Origin of the sequence: Streptomyces sp. NPDC050211, from assembly GCF_040656035.1 — a bacterium.
In the GTDB taxonomy this organism is placed as follows: Bacteria; Actinomycetota; Actinomycetes; order Streptomycetales; family Streptomycetaceae; genus Streptomyces.
In genome coordinates this window covers 14411-31791 of record NZ_JBFALC010000019.1, presented here as the reverse complement: position 1 = coordinate 31791, position 17381 = coordinate 14411, and the positions used below count along the sequence as shown (strand labels likewise).

General features: G+C 72.2%; 8 protein-coding genes. 2 read left to right on the top strand and 6 right to left on the bottom strand.

All coding sequences use genetic code 11. From position 1 onward, the window contains the following. Together AB0I98_RS20600 and AB0I98_RS20595 are read left to right on the top strand one after the other, a co-directional pair. Positions 1-3867: a Pls/PosA family non-ribosomal peptide synthetase gene (locus AB0I98_RS20600; protein ID WP_362943705.1), complete on the top strand. Its 3867-nt coding sequence runs from the start codon at positions 1-3 to the stop codon at positions 3865-3867. A 68-nt stretch (positions 3868-3935) separates the two neighbouring features. After that, entirely contained in the window at positions 3936-5315 is a 1380-nt protein-coding gene (locus AB0I98_RS20595; RefSeq protein ID WP_362943702.1) for a M1 family metallopeptidase, read from the top strand. A 15-nt stretch (positions 5316-5330) separates the two neighbouring features. Here AB0I98_RS20595 and AB0I98_RS20590 read toward each other — a convergent pair whose 3' ends face one another. The 6 genes from AB0I98_RS20590 to AB0I98_RS20565 all read right to left on the bottom strand — a co-directional run bounded on the left by AB0I98_RS20590 (position 5331) and on the right by AB0I98_RS20565 (position 17238). Beyond that, positions 5331-6227: a peptidoglycan-binding protein gene (locus AB0I98_RS20590; RefSeq protein WP_362943699.1), complete on the bottom strand. Its 897-nt coding sequence runs from the start codon at positions 6225-6227 to the stop codon at positions 5331-5333. Further along, the gene (locus AB0I98_RS20585; RefSeq protein ID WP_362943696.1) at positions 6227-7774 is read right to left on the bottom strand and encodes a DUF6519 domain-containing protein; all 1548 of its coding nucleotides are present in this window, start codon (positions 7772-7774) and stop codon (positions 6227-6229) included. Before AB0I98_RS20585 ends, AB0I98_RS20590 begins: the two co-directional genes overlap by 1 nt. A gap of 77 nt (positions 7775-7851) precedes the next feature. Beyond that, the gene (locus AB0I98_RS20580) at positions 7852-9999 is read right to left on the bottom strand and encodes a hypothetical protein (RefSeq protein ID WP_362943693.1); all 2148 of its coding nucleotides are present in this window, start codon (positions 9997-9999) and stop codon (positions 7852-7854) included. After that, entirely contained in the window at positions 9999-13760 is a 3762-nt protein-coding gene (locus AB0I98_RS20575) for a putative baseplate assembly protein (RefSeq protein WP_362943690.1), read from the bottom strand. The genes AB0I98_RS20580 and AB0I98_RS20575 overlap by 1 nt, the downstream gene beginning before the upstream one ends. Next, positions 13757-16855: a putative baseplate assembly protein gene (locus tag AB0I98_RS20570; RefSeq protein ID WP_362943687.1), complete on the bottom strand. Its 3099-nt coding sequence runs from the start codon at positions 16853-16855 to the stop codon at positions 13757-13759. The genes AB0I98_RS20575 and AB0I98_RS20570 overlap by 4 nt, the downstream gene beginning before the upstream one ends. Further along, entirely contained in the window at positions 16852-17238 is a 387-nt protein-coding gene (locus AB0I98_RS20565; RefSeq protein WP_210575046.1) for a GPW/gp25 family protein, read from the bottom strand. Before AB0I98_RS20565 ends, AB0I98_RS20570 begins: the two co-directional genes overlap by 4 nt. Between the last annotated feature and the right edge of the window lie 143 nt (positions 17239-17381).

Genomic DNA, 17381 nt, shown 5'->3' with positions numbered 1-17381 from the left:
ATGGCAGCCATTCACGAGAGCAGCGCTCTCGGCCTGCTCGATGAAGAGATCCGCGAGCGATTCGGTAGTACCGCACGTTTCTCGGGCGGGGCCGCGGCCTCTCCCCGGACGCTTGTCGACATCTTCGAGGCATCCGTCCGTTCGTACCCGGATGAACTCGCCCTGGACGACGGCACACGGCGCCTGACCTACCGTGCGCTGGCCGTCGAGGTCGCGGCGCTGCGGCGCGGGCTCGCCGACGCCGGGGTGGGACTCGGTGACCGGGTGGGCGTGCGGGTGCCGTCCGGGACCAACGATCTGTACGTCGCGATCCTCGCCGTACTGGCCGCGGGCGCCGCATACGTTCCGGTGGACGCCGAGGACCCGGACGAGCGGGCCGAGTTGGTGTTCGGCGAGGCCGACGTGCGGGCCGTCATCGGTGCCGACCATGTCATCACCGCCCACAGCAGGGCGGACGTGCCCGCCGGTCGGCCCGGGGTCGAGCACGACGCCTGGATCATCTTCACCTCCGGGTCGACCGGGAAGCCCAAGGGCGTCGCCGTCACCCACGAGAACGCCGCCGCGTTCGTGGACGCCGAGGCCGCGCTGTTTCTCACCGATGACCCCATCGGTCCAGGTGACAGGGTCATGGCGGGCCTGTCGGTCGCGTTCGACGCGTCCTGCGAGGAGATGTGGCTGGCGTGGCGCTACGGCGCCTGCCTGGTGCCCGTCCCGCGCTCGCAGGTGCGCAGCGGTGCCGATCTCGGGCCCTGGCTGGTCGAGCAGGACATCAGCGTCGTGTCGACGGTGCCGACGCTGGCCGCGCTGTGGGAGCCGGAGACCCTCAACGACGTACGACTGCTGATCTTCGGCGGGGAGGCCTGTCCGCCCGAGCTGGTGCAGCGGCTGGTGACCGAGGGGCGCGAGGTGTGGAACACCTACGGGCCCACCGAGGCGACCGTCGTGGCGTGTGCGTCGCTGATGAGCGGCGAGGAGCCGATCCGGATCGGGCTGCCGCTGAACGGCTGGGAGCTGGCCGTCGTCGACGAGGCCGGGCAGCCCGTGCGGATGGGCGAGAGCGGCCAGTTGGTGATCGGTGGGGTCGGGCTCGCCCGGTACCTGGACGCCGAGAAGGACGCGGAGAAGTACGCGCCGCTGGACTCGCTGGGCTGGGAGCGGGCGTACCGCAGTGGTGACCTGGTCAAGGCGGAGCCCGAGGGGCTGGTCTTCCTCGGGCGGGCCGACGAGCAGATCAAGCTCGGCGGGCGGCGGATCGAACTGGGCGAGGTGGATGCCGCGTTGCAGGCGCTGCCCGGTGTCGCCGGTGCTGCGGCGGCCGTACGCACCGCCCGCAGCGGCAATCAGCTGCTCGTCGGGTATGTCGTCACGCAGGACGGCTGGGACCACGCGGCCGCCGTCGAGAAGCTGCGCGCCGAACTGCCCGCGGCCCTGGTGCCGCTGCTCGCGCCGGTCGAGGACCTGCCGACGCGGACGAGCGGCAAGGTCGACCGCAACGCGCTGCCCTGGCCCCTGGAGGGCATGGAGACCGGCGGCAAGGCCGAGCAGCTCTACGGCACCGAGGCCTGGCTCGCCGAGCAGTGGACGGAGGTCCTCGGCATCCCGGTGGGCAGCGCCACCGACGACTTCTTCGCGATCGGCGGCAGCAGCCTGGCCGCCGCCCAGTTGACGACGCGGCTGCGCACCCGCTACCCGAGCGCGGCCGTCCTCGACATCTACCAGCAGCCGACGCTGCGCAAGCTGGCCCGGCACCTGGAGGAGTCCGCTCAGGACGACACCGCCCGGCGGACGATCGCTCCGGTGCCGAGGCGCGCCCAGGTGATCCAGCTGCTGGTGCTGCTCCCCCTGTTCACGCTGCTGGGGCTGCGCTGGATGGTGCCCCTGGCCGCGCTGGGGAACGTACTGACCGCGTACTCCTGGCTGCCGACCGCCCCTTGGTGGCTGGTCGCGTCCGGGGCGCTGCTGCTCTTCAGCCCGCCGGGACGGCTCGCGATCGCCGCGGGCGGGGCGCGGTTGCTGCTGCGCGGCGTGACGGCCGGGCGGTATCCGCGCGGCGGGAGCGTACATCTGCGGCTGTGGGCCGCCGAGCGGCTCGCGGAGTTCAGCGGGGCGACCTCGCTGACCGGGTCGTGGCTGGAGCGGTACGGCCGTGCGCTGGGCGCCAGGATCGGGCAGGACGTCGATCTGCACTCGCTGCCGCCGATCACCGGCATGCTCAAGCTGGGCCGGGGCGCCGCCGTCGAGTCCGAGGTCGATCTGTCCGGGTACTGGCTGGACGGTGACCGGCTGGAGATCGGGCCGGTGAAGGTGGGTGCGCACGCCGTCGTCGGCACGCGCAGCATGCTGTTCCCGGGTGCCCGCGTGGGCAAGCGGTCCGAGGTGGCGCCGGGTTCGGCGGTCGCGGGGCAGATTCCGACCGGTCAGCGCTGGGCGGGCGCGCCCGCGGTCAAGCTCGGCAGGGCGAAGCGGAACTGGCCCAAGGACCGGCCGCGGCGCGGCACGTTCTGGCGTGCGATGTACGGCATGACGGGCATCGCGCTGACGCTGCTGCCCGTCCTCTCGCTGGTCGCCGCCCTGCTGGTCGCTAACGAGTTCGTGGCGCCGGGCGCCGGGCTCGGTGAGGCCCTGCGGGGCGCGGCGCTCGCGCTGGTCCCGGCGACGCTCGCGTTCGGGCTGGCGTACGCCGTGCTCATCCTGGTCGCCGTACGGCTGCTGAGCCTGGGCCTGCGCGCGGGCACGTATCCGACGCACAGCCGGACCGGCTGGCAGGCGTGGACGGTCACGCAGCTGATGGACCGCTCCCGGGAGACGCTGTTCCCGCTGTACGCCGGGCTGGTCACGCCGGTGTGGCTGCGGCTGCTGGGGATGCGGATCGGCAAGGGCGCCGAGGTGTCGACCGTGCTGGCGCTGCCGAGCCTGACGACCGTCGGTGAGGGTGCCTTCCTGGCCGACGACACGCTGACCGCGCCGTACGAGCTCGGCGGTGGCTGGATGAAGGTCGGGCGCGCGGAGATCGGGCGGCGGGCCTTCCTCGGCAACTCGGGGATGACCGCGCCGGGGCGGAGCGTGCCGGACGGCGGTCTGGTCGGGGTGCTGTCGGCGACGCCGAAGAAGGCGAAGAAGGGCACGTCGTATCTGGGGCTGCCGCCGGTGAAGCTGCCGCGCAGCGCGAGCGACGGCGACCAGAGCCGGACGTACGACCCGCCGGCGCGGCTGCTGTGGGCGCGCGGGCTTGTGGAGCTGTGCCGGATCGTGCCGGTGTTCTGCTCGGCGGCGCTGGCCGTGCTGACGGTGGCGGCGCTGAGTGCGCTGGGCGGCTGGGCCTGGCTGCTGGGCGGTGTCGTGCTGCTCGGGGCGGGCGGGCTCGCGGGCCTGCTGTCGATCGTCGCCAAGTGGGCGCTGGTCGGGCGGCACCGCAGCGGGGAGCACCCGCTGTGGAGCTCCTTCGTGTGGCGCAACGAGCTGGCGGACACCTTCGTCGAGGTGGTGGCCGTGCCGTGGCTGGCCGGGTCGGTGCCGGGTACGCCGGTGATGACGGCGTGGCTGCGGGGACTGGGCGCGCGGATCGGCAAGGGCGTGTGGGTCGAGAGCTACTGGCTGCCGGAGACGGATCTGGTGACGCTGGAGAGCGCGACGACCGTGAACCGGGGCTGTGTGCTGCAGACGCACCTCTTCCACGACCGGATCTTGCGGACGGATACTGTTGTCCTCCGTGAGGGCGCGACGCTGGGTCCTGGCGGAATCGTCCTGCCGGGCAGCGCGATCGGGGCCCGCACCACGCTGGGTCCCGCGTCACTGGTGATGGCCGGGGAATCGGTTCCCGACGACACGCGCTGGCTGGGCAACCCGATCGAAGCATGGCGTCGGTGACCGCGACTGTGACGACGTCGGGGGATGCAGGACGTCGTACGAGTGCAGCGCGAGGAGCAGACGCAGCAGTGGCAGTTCAGCAGTCCGTGGGTGCGGACCCGTACTTCCCCGACAACGGTGATCCCCGTTATCGGGTGCATCGGTACGAACTCGCGCTGGACTACCGCCCGGGGCCGAACCGGCTGGCCGGCACGGCCCGGATCAACGCCATAGCGGGCCGCTCGCCGGTCGGCGAGTTCCAGCTGAACCTGGCCGACTTCAAGGTCGGCCGGGTCCGGGTGGACGGACGGCAGCCGCACTACACGCATCGCGGTGGCCGACTGCGGATCCGGCCCGCCAAACCGATCCGTGCCGGGGCCACGTTCACGGTGGAGGTGCACTGGTCGGGGAACCCCAAGCCGGTGAACAGTCCGTGGGGCGGGCTCGGCTGGGAGGAGCTGGAGGACGGGGCGCTGGTGGCGAGCCAGCCGATCGGGGCGCCGTCCTGGTATCCGTGCAACGACCGGCCCGCGGACAAGGCGTCGTACCAGATCTCCATCACGACGCCGTCGGCGTACCAGGTGGTCGCGGGCGGGCGGCTGCTGACCCGGACCACCAAGGCGTCGACGACCACGTGGGTGTACGAGCAGGCCGCGCCCACGTCGAGCTATCTCGTCGGGCTGTCGATCGGCAAGTACCAGACCGTGCTGCTCGGCGACCCGGGGCCGGGCGGTGTGCCGCAGCACGGGCACATTCCGGCGCATCTGCTGCCGGAGTTCTCGCGGGACTTCGCACGGCAGCCCGCGATGATGGAGCTGTTCCAGGAGCTGTTCGGGCCCTATCCGTTCGACGAGTACGCGGTCGTGGTGACGGAGGAGGAGCTCGATGTGCCCGTCGAGGCGCAGGGGTTGTCGCTGTTCGGCGCCAACCATGTGGACGGGGCGCGGGGTTGGGAGCGGCTGGTCGCGCATGAGCTGGCGCATCAGTGGTTCGGGAACAGCGTGTCCATCGCGGACTGGCGGCACATCTGGCTGAACGAGGGGTTCGCCAAGTATGCCGAGTGGTTGTGGTCGGAGCGGTCGGGTGGGCCCACGGCGCAGCAGCTTGCCGCGGCGGCTCACCGGTTGCTGTCCTCGTTGCCGCAGGATCTGAAGCTGGCCGATCCCGGGCGGAAGTTGATGTTCGACGACCGGCTGTATCAGCGGGGCGGGCTCACCGTGCACGCGCTGCGCTGCGCGATGGGTGATGCGGACTTCTTCCGGATGCTGCGAGCGTGGGTGGGGCTGCACCGCAATGGTGCGGTCAGCACGGGGGTGTTCACCGCGCATGCGGGGCGGTTCACGGCGGAGCCGCTGGATGGTCTGTTCGCGGCGTGGTTGCAGAAGGGGGCCTTGCCGCCGTTGCCTGAGCAGGATGTGCGGGTACCGGTGCGGCCGGCCCACCCACCGACCGGCACCGGTTCCGCCTAGGCCTCCCCCGCGGGGTCAGCTGTGCGGGACCCTTAGTTTGTCCCAGCTGACCTTGCCCGGTATGCCGTCCGCGTCCTTGCCCTTGAAGCGGAGTTTGTGCTGCCAGGCCTGGTAGGAGCGGCGGTCGGCCTCGGTCCATTCGGGGCTGGGGCCCTCTTCGTAGCGGCCGCAGCCCTCGGCGACCAGGCGGCGGCCCATCGCGGTGATGATGGGGGACTTCTGGCCGACGTGGAAGAAGCCGCTGCCGGGGAAGGGCTCGTAGGTCGGCTTGGGCGGGGCCGGCTTGGGGTCGGGTTCCTTGCCGCCGGTGTCGCCGCCCTTGCCGGCCAGGCGCTGGGCGATGCGCTTGCGCATGCCGTCCATGGTGAAGCCGCGTGGGTCCACCTTGCCGGGCTGCCACTCCTTGTGGCCGATGACGGAGCGCTCGGTCCAGCCGTGGTGGCGGCAGATCGCGGCGGCGACCTTCTCGATGGCTTCCTTCTGAACCTCGGGCCAGGGGTCCTTGCCGTTGCCGAGGTTGATGCACTCGAAGCCGTAGAAGTGGCGGTTGCCGTCGGTGTCGGCCTCGTTGTCGGGGGGCAGTTTCGTCTCGTTGATCACGGCCCGCAGGACGTCGTTGTCGCCGAGCCCCGCGTGGTTGGCGCGGCCGTTGCCGACGAGGTGGATGTGGCCCTTCTTGTCGATGACGCCGTGGCAGAGGGGGCCGGGCAGGCTGGAGTAGCCGTCGTAGCAGATGTCGACGGACGCGTTGGTGCCGGAGGTGACGGTGTGGTGGATCATCACGCCGTTGACCGGACCCCAGGGGCCCTTGCCGTTGCGGTTGTGGTGGCGCCAGTTGCGGACCTCGTGGACCGTCAGGCCCTCCGCACGCAGGATCTCCACCATCTTGGACGCGCTCAGTGGCTTGGCCATCACTCGTCTCCTTCCGCCGCGCGCTCGGCATCCGCCGTGGTCTGCGACCGGCCGCCCGAGGGATCCTCCGCCGTCTGTTCCTCCCTGCGGGCCTGGGCCTCGGCCGCCAGGGCCGCCTCGTCCGCCGGCGGGATGCTGCTGGCCAGCGCGGTGAACGCGAGCCGCAGATCCACGGTGCCGCCCTCGCCCTTCACCAGCGCGAGCGGGGCGTAGGAGCGGACGATGCCGGCCGGGGCCTTGAGGAGCGGGCGGCGGGCCGGGTCGGCGGGCCACTCGACGCTGCCGGTGGCGGTGCGGGCGGGGATCAGCCAGTGGTCACCGGTCCTGTACGTGGCGCCCTTGGCGAAGTAGACCTCGACCCCGTCCTCCAGGGGCAGCCACTCCCCCTCCTCGATCCGCACCGCGCCACCCTTGAGGGCTGCCGTACGGCCCTTGCGCTTCGGGCCCTCGTGGTGGTCCCAGCGGCGCAGGAAAGGATTGAGGTGAGGCAGCCGCCCGACCTGTCCCTCCGGCTCGGCGGACAGCCGTACCCGGCGGCCCGGCAGGTCCAGTTCCTCGACCCGCAGCAGCGGCAGGGGCTCGAGGCGGGAGGCGTACGCGGTGTCGGTGAGCTCGACGTGGTCGCCGACGTCGAGGTCCAGCTTCTCGTCGTGGCCGAGGGTCGCCAACTGCACCCAGGTGCCGTCGAGTTCGTCGACCGGGAAGACCACGGAGCCGTTCTCGCGGGACCACTTGAAGGTGGCGTCCTTGGCTTCGCCGCCCGCGTGGATCTCCACCCGGTACAGCTGGTTCTCCGGGCCGCGGTAGCGGGCGTCGGGCTTGACCAGGCACGGGTCCTCATCCGCGTGGTCGGGCCGTTCGCTGCGGGCGGCGAGCCGGGCGGTGGGGGTGGACTGCTTGTGCGCCCACTGGGTGAAGGCGGACCGGACGTCCTCCTTCGGCGGGTTCACGTCCTCGATCTCCAGCGCGGCGAGCGAGAGCGGCAGGACCTGCCAGACGACCTTGACGCGGGCGGCGGTGTCCGGCAGCGCCGTGCCGAGCGCGACCTCGCGCAGCGCCGGGTCCTCGGCGGCGCTGACCGCGCGCTCCCACACCTTCAGATAGACGAGGAACGGCGACTGGGCGGGCGAGGGCAGCCGGTCGCCGGGCTTCTCCGGGTCACGGAAGCCGTCGGGCTGGTCCCAGTACGTCCAGTACGCGGGCGGCTTCGCGGTCTCCTGCTCGTCGGCGTCCTCGTCGGGGACGGGCGTGCCGGGCGCCGGGCGGTTCGCGTCGAGCAGGATGCCGTCGACGTAGTAGCGGCCGCCGTGGATGTGCAGGGTGTCGATCTCGTGCTTGCCGCCCACGTACTCGATACGGAAGCCGGCGGCGTCGCGCGGACCGCCGTGCTGTCCGATCAGGTCGGCGGCGAGGGTGCGCGCCCGGTGGAGCTCGATCGCGGTCTGCTCGTTGGCGTCGGCGTCGAGCTGGACACGGCCCTGCTGGGCGATGACCGCGGAGTAGTGCCGCTCCGGGCGGAAGGTGGAGCGGGAGAGGTCAGCGTGCATGAAGGGGGTCCCCCTGGTTCAGGAAAGTGCGGGTCGGGCGTACGGCGGCACTGCTCATGTCTCTAAGAAGATCCCGGTCATGTCACGAAGAAGATCCCGGCGTCCGTGCCCGCGGGCGTGTACTCCTCCAGCCGCGCGCGCAGACCGTCCTCGCGCTGCGGCCGGTACAGGTCGTGGAAGGCGCCCATCTCGGCGCCGTCGTCGGATCCGCGGCGGATCTCCTCGGGGCCGCGATCGGCCAACTGCCCGTACCACGGCGTCCCGTAGCGCGCGGAGGCGAACAACGGCCGTACGGCTGTGCAGCGGTGACGTCGCGGGGTGCGCGAGCCGGCGGGCACGGCCGAGTACCGAATGCAGCCGATGCCGCGCCTGGCCACGTGCAGCTTCCCGGTGAGGACGGAGTTCTCGACGATCTCCACGGCGTGCGTGTGGATTTCGCCGATCACCGTCGTCCGGTGCAGATGGAGTACGGCGTGGGCGTGGCGGCAGTCCGGGGCGGACAGGGCCTCGCGGTCGTGGCCGGTGGCGTCGAGGACGCTGTCGCGCAGATGGATGTCGAGGGGTTCCTCCGTGACCTCGTCGCCGATGACCTCGATGGTACCGAGGATGCTGTGCTCGACCTGGAGGCAGGCGGTGGTGCGTTCCAGGACGACGCTGGGTTCCTCGGGCGAGTGCGGCTCGCACTCCGGCTCCAGCGACCAGCCCGGCACCAACGTGCAGTGGCGGACGACGACGGCGCCCATCGGACCGGTGACGTTGATGCCACGGCCGGCGACGAGGAGCCCGTCGAGGACGAGGCGGGGACGCTCGTGCGGGGCGCAGTCCTCGGACACGGCACGGATGTTGAGGGCGTCCGGGCGGTTGCTGTACCAGTCGAGCAGCCGGATCACCGGCCGGGTGCCCTCGGCGGCCCGCAGTTCGAGGCGGTCGCCCGGGTCGAGGTCGAAGTCCAGCTGCTCCTGGTAGGCGCCACTGTGCGTGATCTCGATGATGCCCTCGGGCCCGGTCCGGTCGGCCCGGCGGTCGTGCTGCCAGGCCCGGTAGGCGTCCATGATCTGCCGGTACGGCTGTCCGGGGCCGACCCGGTATGTCTCGGCGTCGGGGCGCGGCTCCCTGTTCCGCTCGTACTCGCCGCCGCCCATGTCGGCGCCGAACGCGTAGTGGTAGTCCACCCACACGCCCTGCCGGGGCGCCGACCGGGCGCCGAACGCGATCCGGCCCAGCTCCGGGTCGACGGCCACCTGCCCACGCTTCGGCCGATAGCGCCATTCGGACAGGTCGGCGACGACGATGTCCTGCGGCGGTACGGGCTTGTCCTCACCGTCGCGCCGGACGACGAAGCTCTTGCCGGGGCCGTAGTAGTCGGCCAGCCGGTCGTGCAGCATGCGGCGGGTGATGAAGGCGGGCACGTTGTCGACCGCGGCGATGTGGGTGGGCGACGGCTCCGGGACGGGCTTGGTGACCAGGGGGCTGTCGTTGCCGAGGATCGAGAAGGTGTAGAGGTGGCGGGCGCGGTCGATGCAGTACGCCGGGGACGACGTCAGCGAGTACGCCTTGAGCCGCCACACGAACAGCCCCACGCCGGCCGGGGTCCAGCCGCCCTGCCGGTAGCGGGAGTCGGCGCTGCGGACGTCGACCGTGCGGGCCGATGTGGTGAACGGGCCGCCCGCCAGGGCGAGTTCGGAGGAGTTCCGCAGGTCGACGAGGCGCCCTCGGACGGCACGCTCGGTGCCGCCGTACAGCTTCACGGGCTGGTTGTGGGCGACCAGGCGGGACAGCTCGACGGCGCGGGCGGGCCAGCCGGTGATCTGCTCGGAGAGTTCCTCCAGGAGGTGGAGGGTGCCCTTGCGGCGGCGGTTGGCGACGGTCGCGGCCACGTCGGCGCGCGGGGCGACGGCCTCGGCGAGTGCCGCCCGTCCACCCTCGTGCAGGCCCGTGGTGAGGACGCGTTCATAGCCGGGCAGGGTGCGGTAGCCGACGAGATCGCCGAGATACGGCAGCACCCAGGGCGCCGCGGTCTCCACGAACAGATCCTCGTAGCCCTGCTCGACACCGTCGCGGACCCGGTCCAGCTGCTCGGTGATCACGGCCAGCAGCGCGCGCAGCGCCTCGCCCTCCTCGGCGTCGCGCAGCAGATGCCAGCGGGGCAGCAGCGCGGCGAGCCCGTCGGGCTCCCTGGACGTCGCCGGGGCGGTCGTCGGCTCGAACTGGACGTCCGGGGACATCACTTGACCTCCGTCAGGATCAGGGTGTCCGCGGCCCTCGGCGACAGCAGCGCGAGCTGCGCCGGGCGGATACCGCGGAAGACGAACACCGACCGGCCCTTCGGCAGGCGCCGGGTGTCGGTGATGTCGGGGTTGAGGCGCAGGAGTTCGGCGAGCGGGATGCCGTAGCGCGCCGCGATGGCACTCAGGGTCTCGCCGTCGTCGGCTCGGACGGTGTGGACCGTCTCGTCGTACGTCGCCGGGTGCGCGGGCACGCTCGTCCGCGGTGCGCCGGGGCGGGTGAGCAGCTCGGTGAGCCGGTCCGGGGTGGCGGACGCGGGGACGCCGGTGAAGACGTCGACGTCCACGTAGTCGACGCCGGGCACGGTGTGGGCCGTGGCCAGGATGTCGGAGAGCCGGGCGGGCTGCGCCAACTCCCGTCCCTCGTAGCCGAGTCGGCGCCGCAGTGCCTGACGCAGGCGCGGTTCTACGATCTCCCAGGCGTGGTCGGGAGCGACCTTCACCTTGGCCGCCACGACGAGCAGGACCAGCTCGCGGACGTCGACGCGGACCGGCAGGCCCAGGTCGCCGTACTCGGTCAGGGCGGCCCGCAGCGGCCGGAGGGTCTCCTCGCCGAGCGGCACGTCGTCCGTGCCCGCGACCGTCACGTGCACGACGCGTCGCCGCCCGTCGAAGAGCTCGCGTGCGGCGGCCCGGCCGATACCGGCGCGGGAGCGGGCGAAGTCCTCGTAGTCCGGCGTGGACACCAGCCGGTCCAGGGCCGACACCGCGAGGGGGATCGTACGGCGGGTCAGGCCGGGCCCGTCCGCGTCCGAACCGCCGGTCGCGGGACGGGGGTTGGTGACCGCGGTGACGCCGAGCGGCCGGGTGAGGGGCTGGGTGATGCGGTCGGCGGCGACGTTGGCGGCCTTGCCGGTGCCGAAGCGGTAGCGGGCGCGGACGTTCTCGTGGCCGCTGGGCAGGCGGGCGCCGTGGATGCCGTCGCCGAAGGAGACGGTGGTCCGGCCGTCCGCGGTGCTGCCGGTGATGTAGACTCGTTCGTTCGGGCCGCGTCCGGCGAGGCTGTCGACCTCGTGCCACAGCACGCCGTCGATCCGGATCTCCAGCACCGGCGTGGCGCCGAGGGGGTTGTCGTCGGCGAGCCAGGTGAGCGGAGTCTGCCAGAGCGCGAACGTCTGGTTCACCCGGTCCGAGTCGCCGCTGCCGATCGCCTCCTCGCGGCTCTCGCCGTGGGTGACCTCGACGACGTTGCCGAGGACGCGGACGGTCGCGCGCCGGTAGCGGTGGGCGAGGTCGGCGGTGAGGGTCAGCGCGGTGTGGACGTGGTCACCGGGCAGCTGCAGGTCGACGGCCGGGTCGGCCGAGGCGATGGTGACGACCTCGGTGGCGGTGACGCCGGCCACGCCGGGGATGTCGGTGCGCTCGCCGCTGACGATCAGCGTCCGCCCCGGCTGCAACCCGTCGTACAGCTGGGCCAGTTCGATCTCGTTGCCGTACACGTCCTCCGCAAGGGGCTCGTCCGCCAGGCGCAGCGGCTCCCCCGCGGCGTGCACGGTGGTGTCGCGGATGTGGGAGAGCAGGACGTCGAACTCGTCCAGCCAGGGGTCGGCGAGGGTGAGTTCGGTGCCGCGGCCGGTGATGCCGTAGTTGCTGTACGCGGCCGTGCGGACGGCGACCACCTGGGTGGTGACGAACGCCAGCTTGGCGTCACCGGGGATACCGCCCTGGGCCCCCTTCTTGGGGCGCTGGACAGCGACCCAGCTGCCGACCGTGATGCCGGTGTGGACGGAGTCGAGCTGCAGTACACGGCGGTTGATGGGCTGCGGCTTGCTGGCGATGACCACCTCGACGTTGGGCTCGGCGGTGCCCACCGTGTAGCGCACGCTCACCTCGTACTCACCGTGGGTGAACTGCTCGCTGCCGCCCGGCCGCAGCGCGACCTCCTCGGCCGTTCCGTTGTTGATGCCGACGTGGACGAGGCCGTCGTTGTCGGGACGCGACACATGCAGGGTGCGCTCGGGCAGACCCGAGTGCATCCGGACGGTGACGCCCGGCTCCTGGGAGTCGGCGGGCCGCCGGTTGAGCCAGTTCAGGTCCCTGTCCTGCCCGGCCCGGACCGACAGCTCGACCTGCCCCGGCCCCAGCGGAAAGTTCACGAACTGCGGCACAGGCAGATTCTCGGCCCGCTGATCGGAGCTGCTGCCCTCGACGTACTGGAACTCCCCCCGGACCGGCACCTTCCCCGCCGTGTCATACACGATGCGCATGCTGGTCAGCGCCGCCCCCGTGAGCGGCCAGTCCGCCGTACGAATCACCCGCCCCCGGTCGTCCTGCACCGGCTTGAGCGGAGCGGTGGCCCCGAAGGGGGCCGCGGTGACACGCATGGCAAGGAGCTCGCGGAGAAGCTGGGGCGCGCCAGGAGCGGCGGCGGTGCGCCAGGCCGGATATAGACCGGGATTGAGCGCGGAGAGCAACCGGACAGGGTCGGCGGCTCGGCGTGGAGCACTGCTCTGGGCGGGGGCGGCGGACCGCAGGGCGGGCAGTACAGCGCTCAGGGCTTTAAGAGCAGCGGCACGAGAATCGCCCCGAAGGGGCGCGGGGAACTGCGCGCTCAGCCCAGACGTCGCCGCACCCGCCAACCCACCCGACTCAACCGTCTGCGCAGGCGCCAACCCCAAGGCCCGCTCACCAAGTTCCGCAAGCACCGCCTCAAGCTGAGCAAACCACTCCGCCACGTCCTCATAAGGCGTAGCCAAAACCTGCGCCTCACCAAGCCGGGCCACCGGCTCAGCAAGCCGCCCCGCGAGCTGTTCCGGCGTCTTCACCGCACCCAGATCCGCCCGCAACGGCGCAAGAACCTGATCCTCGAAGTCCTCGATCAGCCGACTGACCGGACGCGGATTAGGAACCTCCGGAGTAGGCGGCTCATCCCCCGGCTCACCCGGAGCCGCAGGCTCGGCGATCCACCGACGTACCTCATCGACGAGTTCCTTCAAGGTCGGCGGCGCCGACTTCGGCAGCGAAATCGCCGTGATCTCATCATCACGATCGACCCGCGTCTTGGCGACAGGCAGCAACTTCCGCTCCCCACCCGCCTGTTCACCGAACACGAACAGCAACTGGTCACCGGTCTGCAGAGAGTTCGCCGTGCCCTCGACGAACAACTCCGACCGGCGCTCCAGATCCGCCGGGGTCACCAGCGACGGCCGACGCCGACGCACCTTCAACTCGTTCCAGTCCCAGCGCGCCACCAGATCACGGCTGGTCTCGAACGTCTGGGACTGCTCATCGGCGGACGCCGGCACGCTGTGGCTGCGCGCGCCGCGCGGGATGACCACCGGCAGCGTCTCGGCGCGCGGATCGCGTTCCAGGGTGTAGGCGACATGGGTGGCCGCCGCGACGCCGGGCCGCGGACGGTGGCCGACGAGCCGCCCGAGCAGCACCAGCGACCGGTGCTCGTTCGCGGTACGGACGTACGCCTCGTCGGCGATCCGCTCGGAGTGAAAGGTGAGCAGGTCACCGAGAACAGCGGTGGCGTCGAGGAGACCGATCGCCGGATCGTCGGGCGTGCGGACGGTCAAGCCGCCGAGCGCCGGGTACGCGGGTGAGGCGAGCCGGTCGAGCACGGCCGCCAGGAAGGAGCCGTACTCGCCGACGCGGTAGTCCAGCGCGGTGCGGCCGGGCGGGTTGTGGAGCGGGGCGGGGGCGAGGCGCTCGTCGTGGCCGCCGCATGCGCCGCCGCAGGAGCACGCGTCGCTCATCGGGCACCTCCCAGGGATATCGCCAGCAGGCCGTTCTCCGGCCGGTCCGGGTCGTTGTCGCAGGTGGCGATCTCCAGCGGGCCGAGCCGCAGCACGCCGTCCTCCCTCTCTCCTCGGTCCTGTTCGAACAGCCGCCGCAGCCGGGTCACCCGGACGCTCTCCACACCGGCGACCGCGGCGGCCACGGCGACCAGACGGCTGAGCCGGACGGGTTCGCCGAAGCTGAGCGCGTCGGGGTGGAAGAAGCCGCTGCGGCCGCTGCCCAGCACCCGGTACAGCTCGGCCAGGATCTGCCCGTGCTGGTGACCGGGCTTGGCACACACGGTCAGCGCGATGTCGAGCGGGACCAGCCGGGCCGGGCCGACCACGAGGTCGTGGCCGATGCGCCGGTACGGCTCCAGGGCCTGCTCGACCGAGGCGAGCAGCGTCGCCGACGGGGCGCCGATGCCGTATGCGTCGATCGCGATGTGGGCCTCCTGGAGGCTGCCGGTCCAGCGGATCTCCGCGGCGGCCCGCTGCACGCCGGGCAGGGCGGAGGCCAGGGCCGCGTAATCCTCGGCGGTGACCGCGCGCAGCCGGGTGCGGCGCAGGTCGAGCGGGGCCAACTGGCGTGCCTGCTCGACGGGTTCGGGTTCCGTGCCGCCGGTGGCGGGCAGCGGGTTGCGGACCACGGCCGCCGGTGGCGGCTCGCAGTCGTCCTGGACGACGAGGTGGTTGATGGCCTCCGCGCCGACGTTGCCCGCAGTGCCGCCGCCGAGCCGGTAGTGCAGGGCGAGGCGCGAGCCAGGGGTCGGCTTGGCCCCGTGCCGTCCGTCGCCGAAGCGCAGCGCGATACGGCCGTCGTCCTCCAGTTCGCCGACGAAGTGCCGGTCGCGGGAGCCGCTGTCGAGCAGATCGCGGCGCGGCTCCCACACCGTGTCGTCGCCTTCGAGGGCGCGTACGGCGGGCAGCGCGCGGCGCGGATCCTGCGCGAGCCCGGCGGTCGCGGAGCCGCGGAGCACCGGCTCGTCGGGGTGGAGCCCGGCCGCGTACGACGGACCCCAACTGTGCGCGATCTCCCAGGCGATGTGGCCGCCGAGGACCGTGCCCGCACGGGCCCGTGCCGCGAGCACCTCGACGCGCTGGAGCTTGGCGTCGAGCAACTGGTCGCTGCGGTACAGCAGTTCCCGCAGGGCACGCACCGGATGCAGGCGGAGTTCCAGACGCTCCAGGATCTTCAGGCCGTAGACGACGGCGAGTTCGGCGATCTCCTCGTCGCCGAGTCCGTCCTGGTCCCGGGCGCTGCGCCACAGTTCGACGAGCCGCTGCCGCATCCGCCCGGGGATGGCGGCGATCCGCTCGGCCTGGCCTGCGGACACGGTCCGCGGATCGGGGAAGGGGACGGCCTGGGTGACGGGCGTACGGCCGAGGACCGGCCGGAAGCGGGGCCGGATCCCCGGGTAGACGGACTGGGCGAGCAGCGTGCGCAGGGCGGTGGCCTGGGCGTACGCGGTACCGGGCACGACGCGCTCATGCCGCTGCCCCGCCCGCTCCAGACCGAGTCCGGCGCGTACGGTCGCGGCCTCGCCGACCACCTCGAACAGCTCACGGACATCGTCGGGCGTGAGCGCCTGACCCTCTTCCGTCTTGTCCGTGAGGGAGTTGATGAGCCGCGCGGGCGCGTTGCCTTCCTCGCGGTCGTGGCAGCCGAAGGCCGGGGGGTCGCAGGGGGCGACCACGGCGGGCTCCTGCGGCACGGTGACCGTCTCGGGGAGTCCGGTCAGGGTGCGGCCGTGATCGACGAGGACGACATTGCCGCGGGCGAGGCTCACGTCCTCGACGGGCAGGCAGTCGCGTCCGCCGCGTGTGGTGAGGCAGAGCGGGAAGCGCAGGGCGTCCTCGGCGGCCCAGGTGACCTCCAGGACCGGCTGGTCCTCGATGCGGTCGACGGCCGGGGTGACGGAGGTGAGGCGTACGGCCTGACGGTGGGCGGGGTCCTGGTCGCCGGGGGTGCCGGTGCGCGGGCCCTTCACTTCCTCCAGAATCAGCAAGTCGCCTGGTTTCAGGTCGAGTTGGCGGTCCCGGCAGGTCTCCGGGTCCTGCCACTCGTCCCTCAGCGTGGCCGACGTGGCGCCCTTCGGCAGGGTGCACACCTCGCCGCCCCAGGTCCACAGGCGGATCGCGTTGTGCGCGACCCGCAGCTCCAGCGGGTCGACGGTGACGACCGGTTCGAAGACCTCCACCGAGCCGCGCTCGTCGAGGTCGCCGAGGTCCACCTCGCCGATGACCGTGCCGGGTTCGGGGCGGTCGTGCGGGTCGAGGGTGCGGACGTCGACGGAGGCGAAGCGGTAGGTGCCGGGGGCGAGCGTGTGGTCGCCCGCGGTCTCCACGGCGACGTAGGCGCGGGCCGTGCAGCCGTCGTGCATCGCGTAGTCGATGAGGCGGACATGGCGGCGTACGGAGACCCGGCGGCGCGCGGTGTCGAGATAGGCCTCGGTGGCGACCGCGTCCTGCTGGTAGCTGATCTGGTCGCCGGTGTACGCGAGCAGCTCGACGAGGGTCACCCCCAGGTCGGCGGGGTTGCGCTCGACCCAGTCGGGGGTGGTGAGGGCGAGCCGGTCGAGGAGGAGCTTGCGGATGGTGTCGTAGTCGCGGGCCGTGTAGTCGACGACGGGGGCCGCCGGGAAGTCCGGGGCCTCGTCGCCGTCTTCCTTACAGTCGAAGGGAGTCGGGCAGTCGGGCCGGAAGGCGAAGGTCGCGCTGTGGTAGCGCTGGTCGAAGCCGCGGTAGGGCTCCGTGCCCGGGCGTCCGTACGGGTCCGTCTCCACGAGGGCGAACCGGTAGCGGGAGGTGTCGCCGGCCCGGTCGAGGGTGACGTAGAGCCGGTCGTCGAGCTCCGGGTCCTCCTCGCGTTCGACGCTGACGTCGACGGCGGTGATGCCGGTGATCCGACGGCCGCCGTCGATCCGGACGTTCTCCGGGCCGAGGCCGTGCGGGGCCTTACCGAGGAAGGTGACGGTGAGCAGCAGCCCGTCGTCGCTCACCTCGACGGCGTCGACTCCGTTGAGCTGGGCGGCTCTGACCTTGGCGCGGCGGGGAGTTGTCGTGTGCGTCATGCGGTGGCCCTCCCTTCGAAGACGTCGTCGCGGCGGGTCCCGTCGGAGCGGAGGGCGTACGACAGGTACACGCGGACGACGTGGTCCTCGCTGACCACGTCGAGGGATTCGACGTCGATGAGGTCGCCGAGCCACCGCTGGAGGGAGGCCTGGACGGAGAGTTCGAGTGTGCTCATCAGCTCCGGGCTGTTCGGCGCGAAGACCAGGTCCAGCAGGCCGCAGCCGAAGTCGGGGCGCATCACGCGCTCGCCTGGGCTGGTGAACAGCAGCTGCTCGATCAGGTCATGGACGTGCTCGCCGTGGCGGGCGTGCGCGGTACGGCCGCGGCGGTCGGCCCGGAAGGGGAACGCGATGTCGGTGCGGGGGCGGGTGCGTGGGCTCATCGTCGGCTCATCTCGCGGTTCGTGGGACGGCTGCTCGTGCGGCGACTCGGCCGGGTGGTCGTGCAGCGACTCAGTCGGCTGGCCGTGCGGCGGCTCGGTCGGCTGGTCGTACAGCGACTCGGCCGGAGGCTCATCCGCGGGCA

Excerpts from the sequence above, each read along its gene's own strand:
- AB0I98_RS20600 (WP_362943705.1), top strand. The coding sequence starts at position 1 with ATGGCAGCCATTCACGAGAGCAGCGCTCTCGGCCTGCTCGATGAAGAG.
- AB0I98_RS20590 (WP_362943699.1), bottom strand. The coding sequence starts at position 6,227 with ATGGCCAAGCCACTGAGCGCGTCCAAGATGGTGGAGATCCTGCGTGCG.
- AB0I98_RS20585 (WP_362943696.1), bottom strand. The coding sequence starts at position 7,774 with ATGCACGCTGACCTCTCCCGCTCCACCTTCCGCCCGGAGCGGCACTAC.
- AB0I98_RS20580 (WP_362943693.1), bottom strand. The coding sequence starts at position 9,999 with ATGTCCCCGGACGTCCAGTTCGAGCCGACGACCGCCCCGGCGACGTCC.
- AB0I98_RS20575 (WP_362943690.1), bottom strand. The coding sequence starts at position 13,760 with ATGAGCGACGCGTGCTCCTGCGGCGGCGCATGCGGCGGCCACGACGAG.
- AB0I98_RS20570 (WP_362943687.1), bottom strand. The coding sequence starts at position 16,855 with ATGACGCACACGACAACTCCCCGCCGCGCCAAGGTCAGAGCCGCCCAG.
- AB0I98_RS20565 (WP_210575046.1), bottom strand. The coding sequence starts at position 17,238 with ATGAGCCCACGCACCCGCCCCCGCACCGACATCGCGTTCCCCTTCCGG.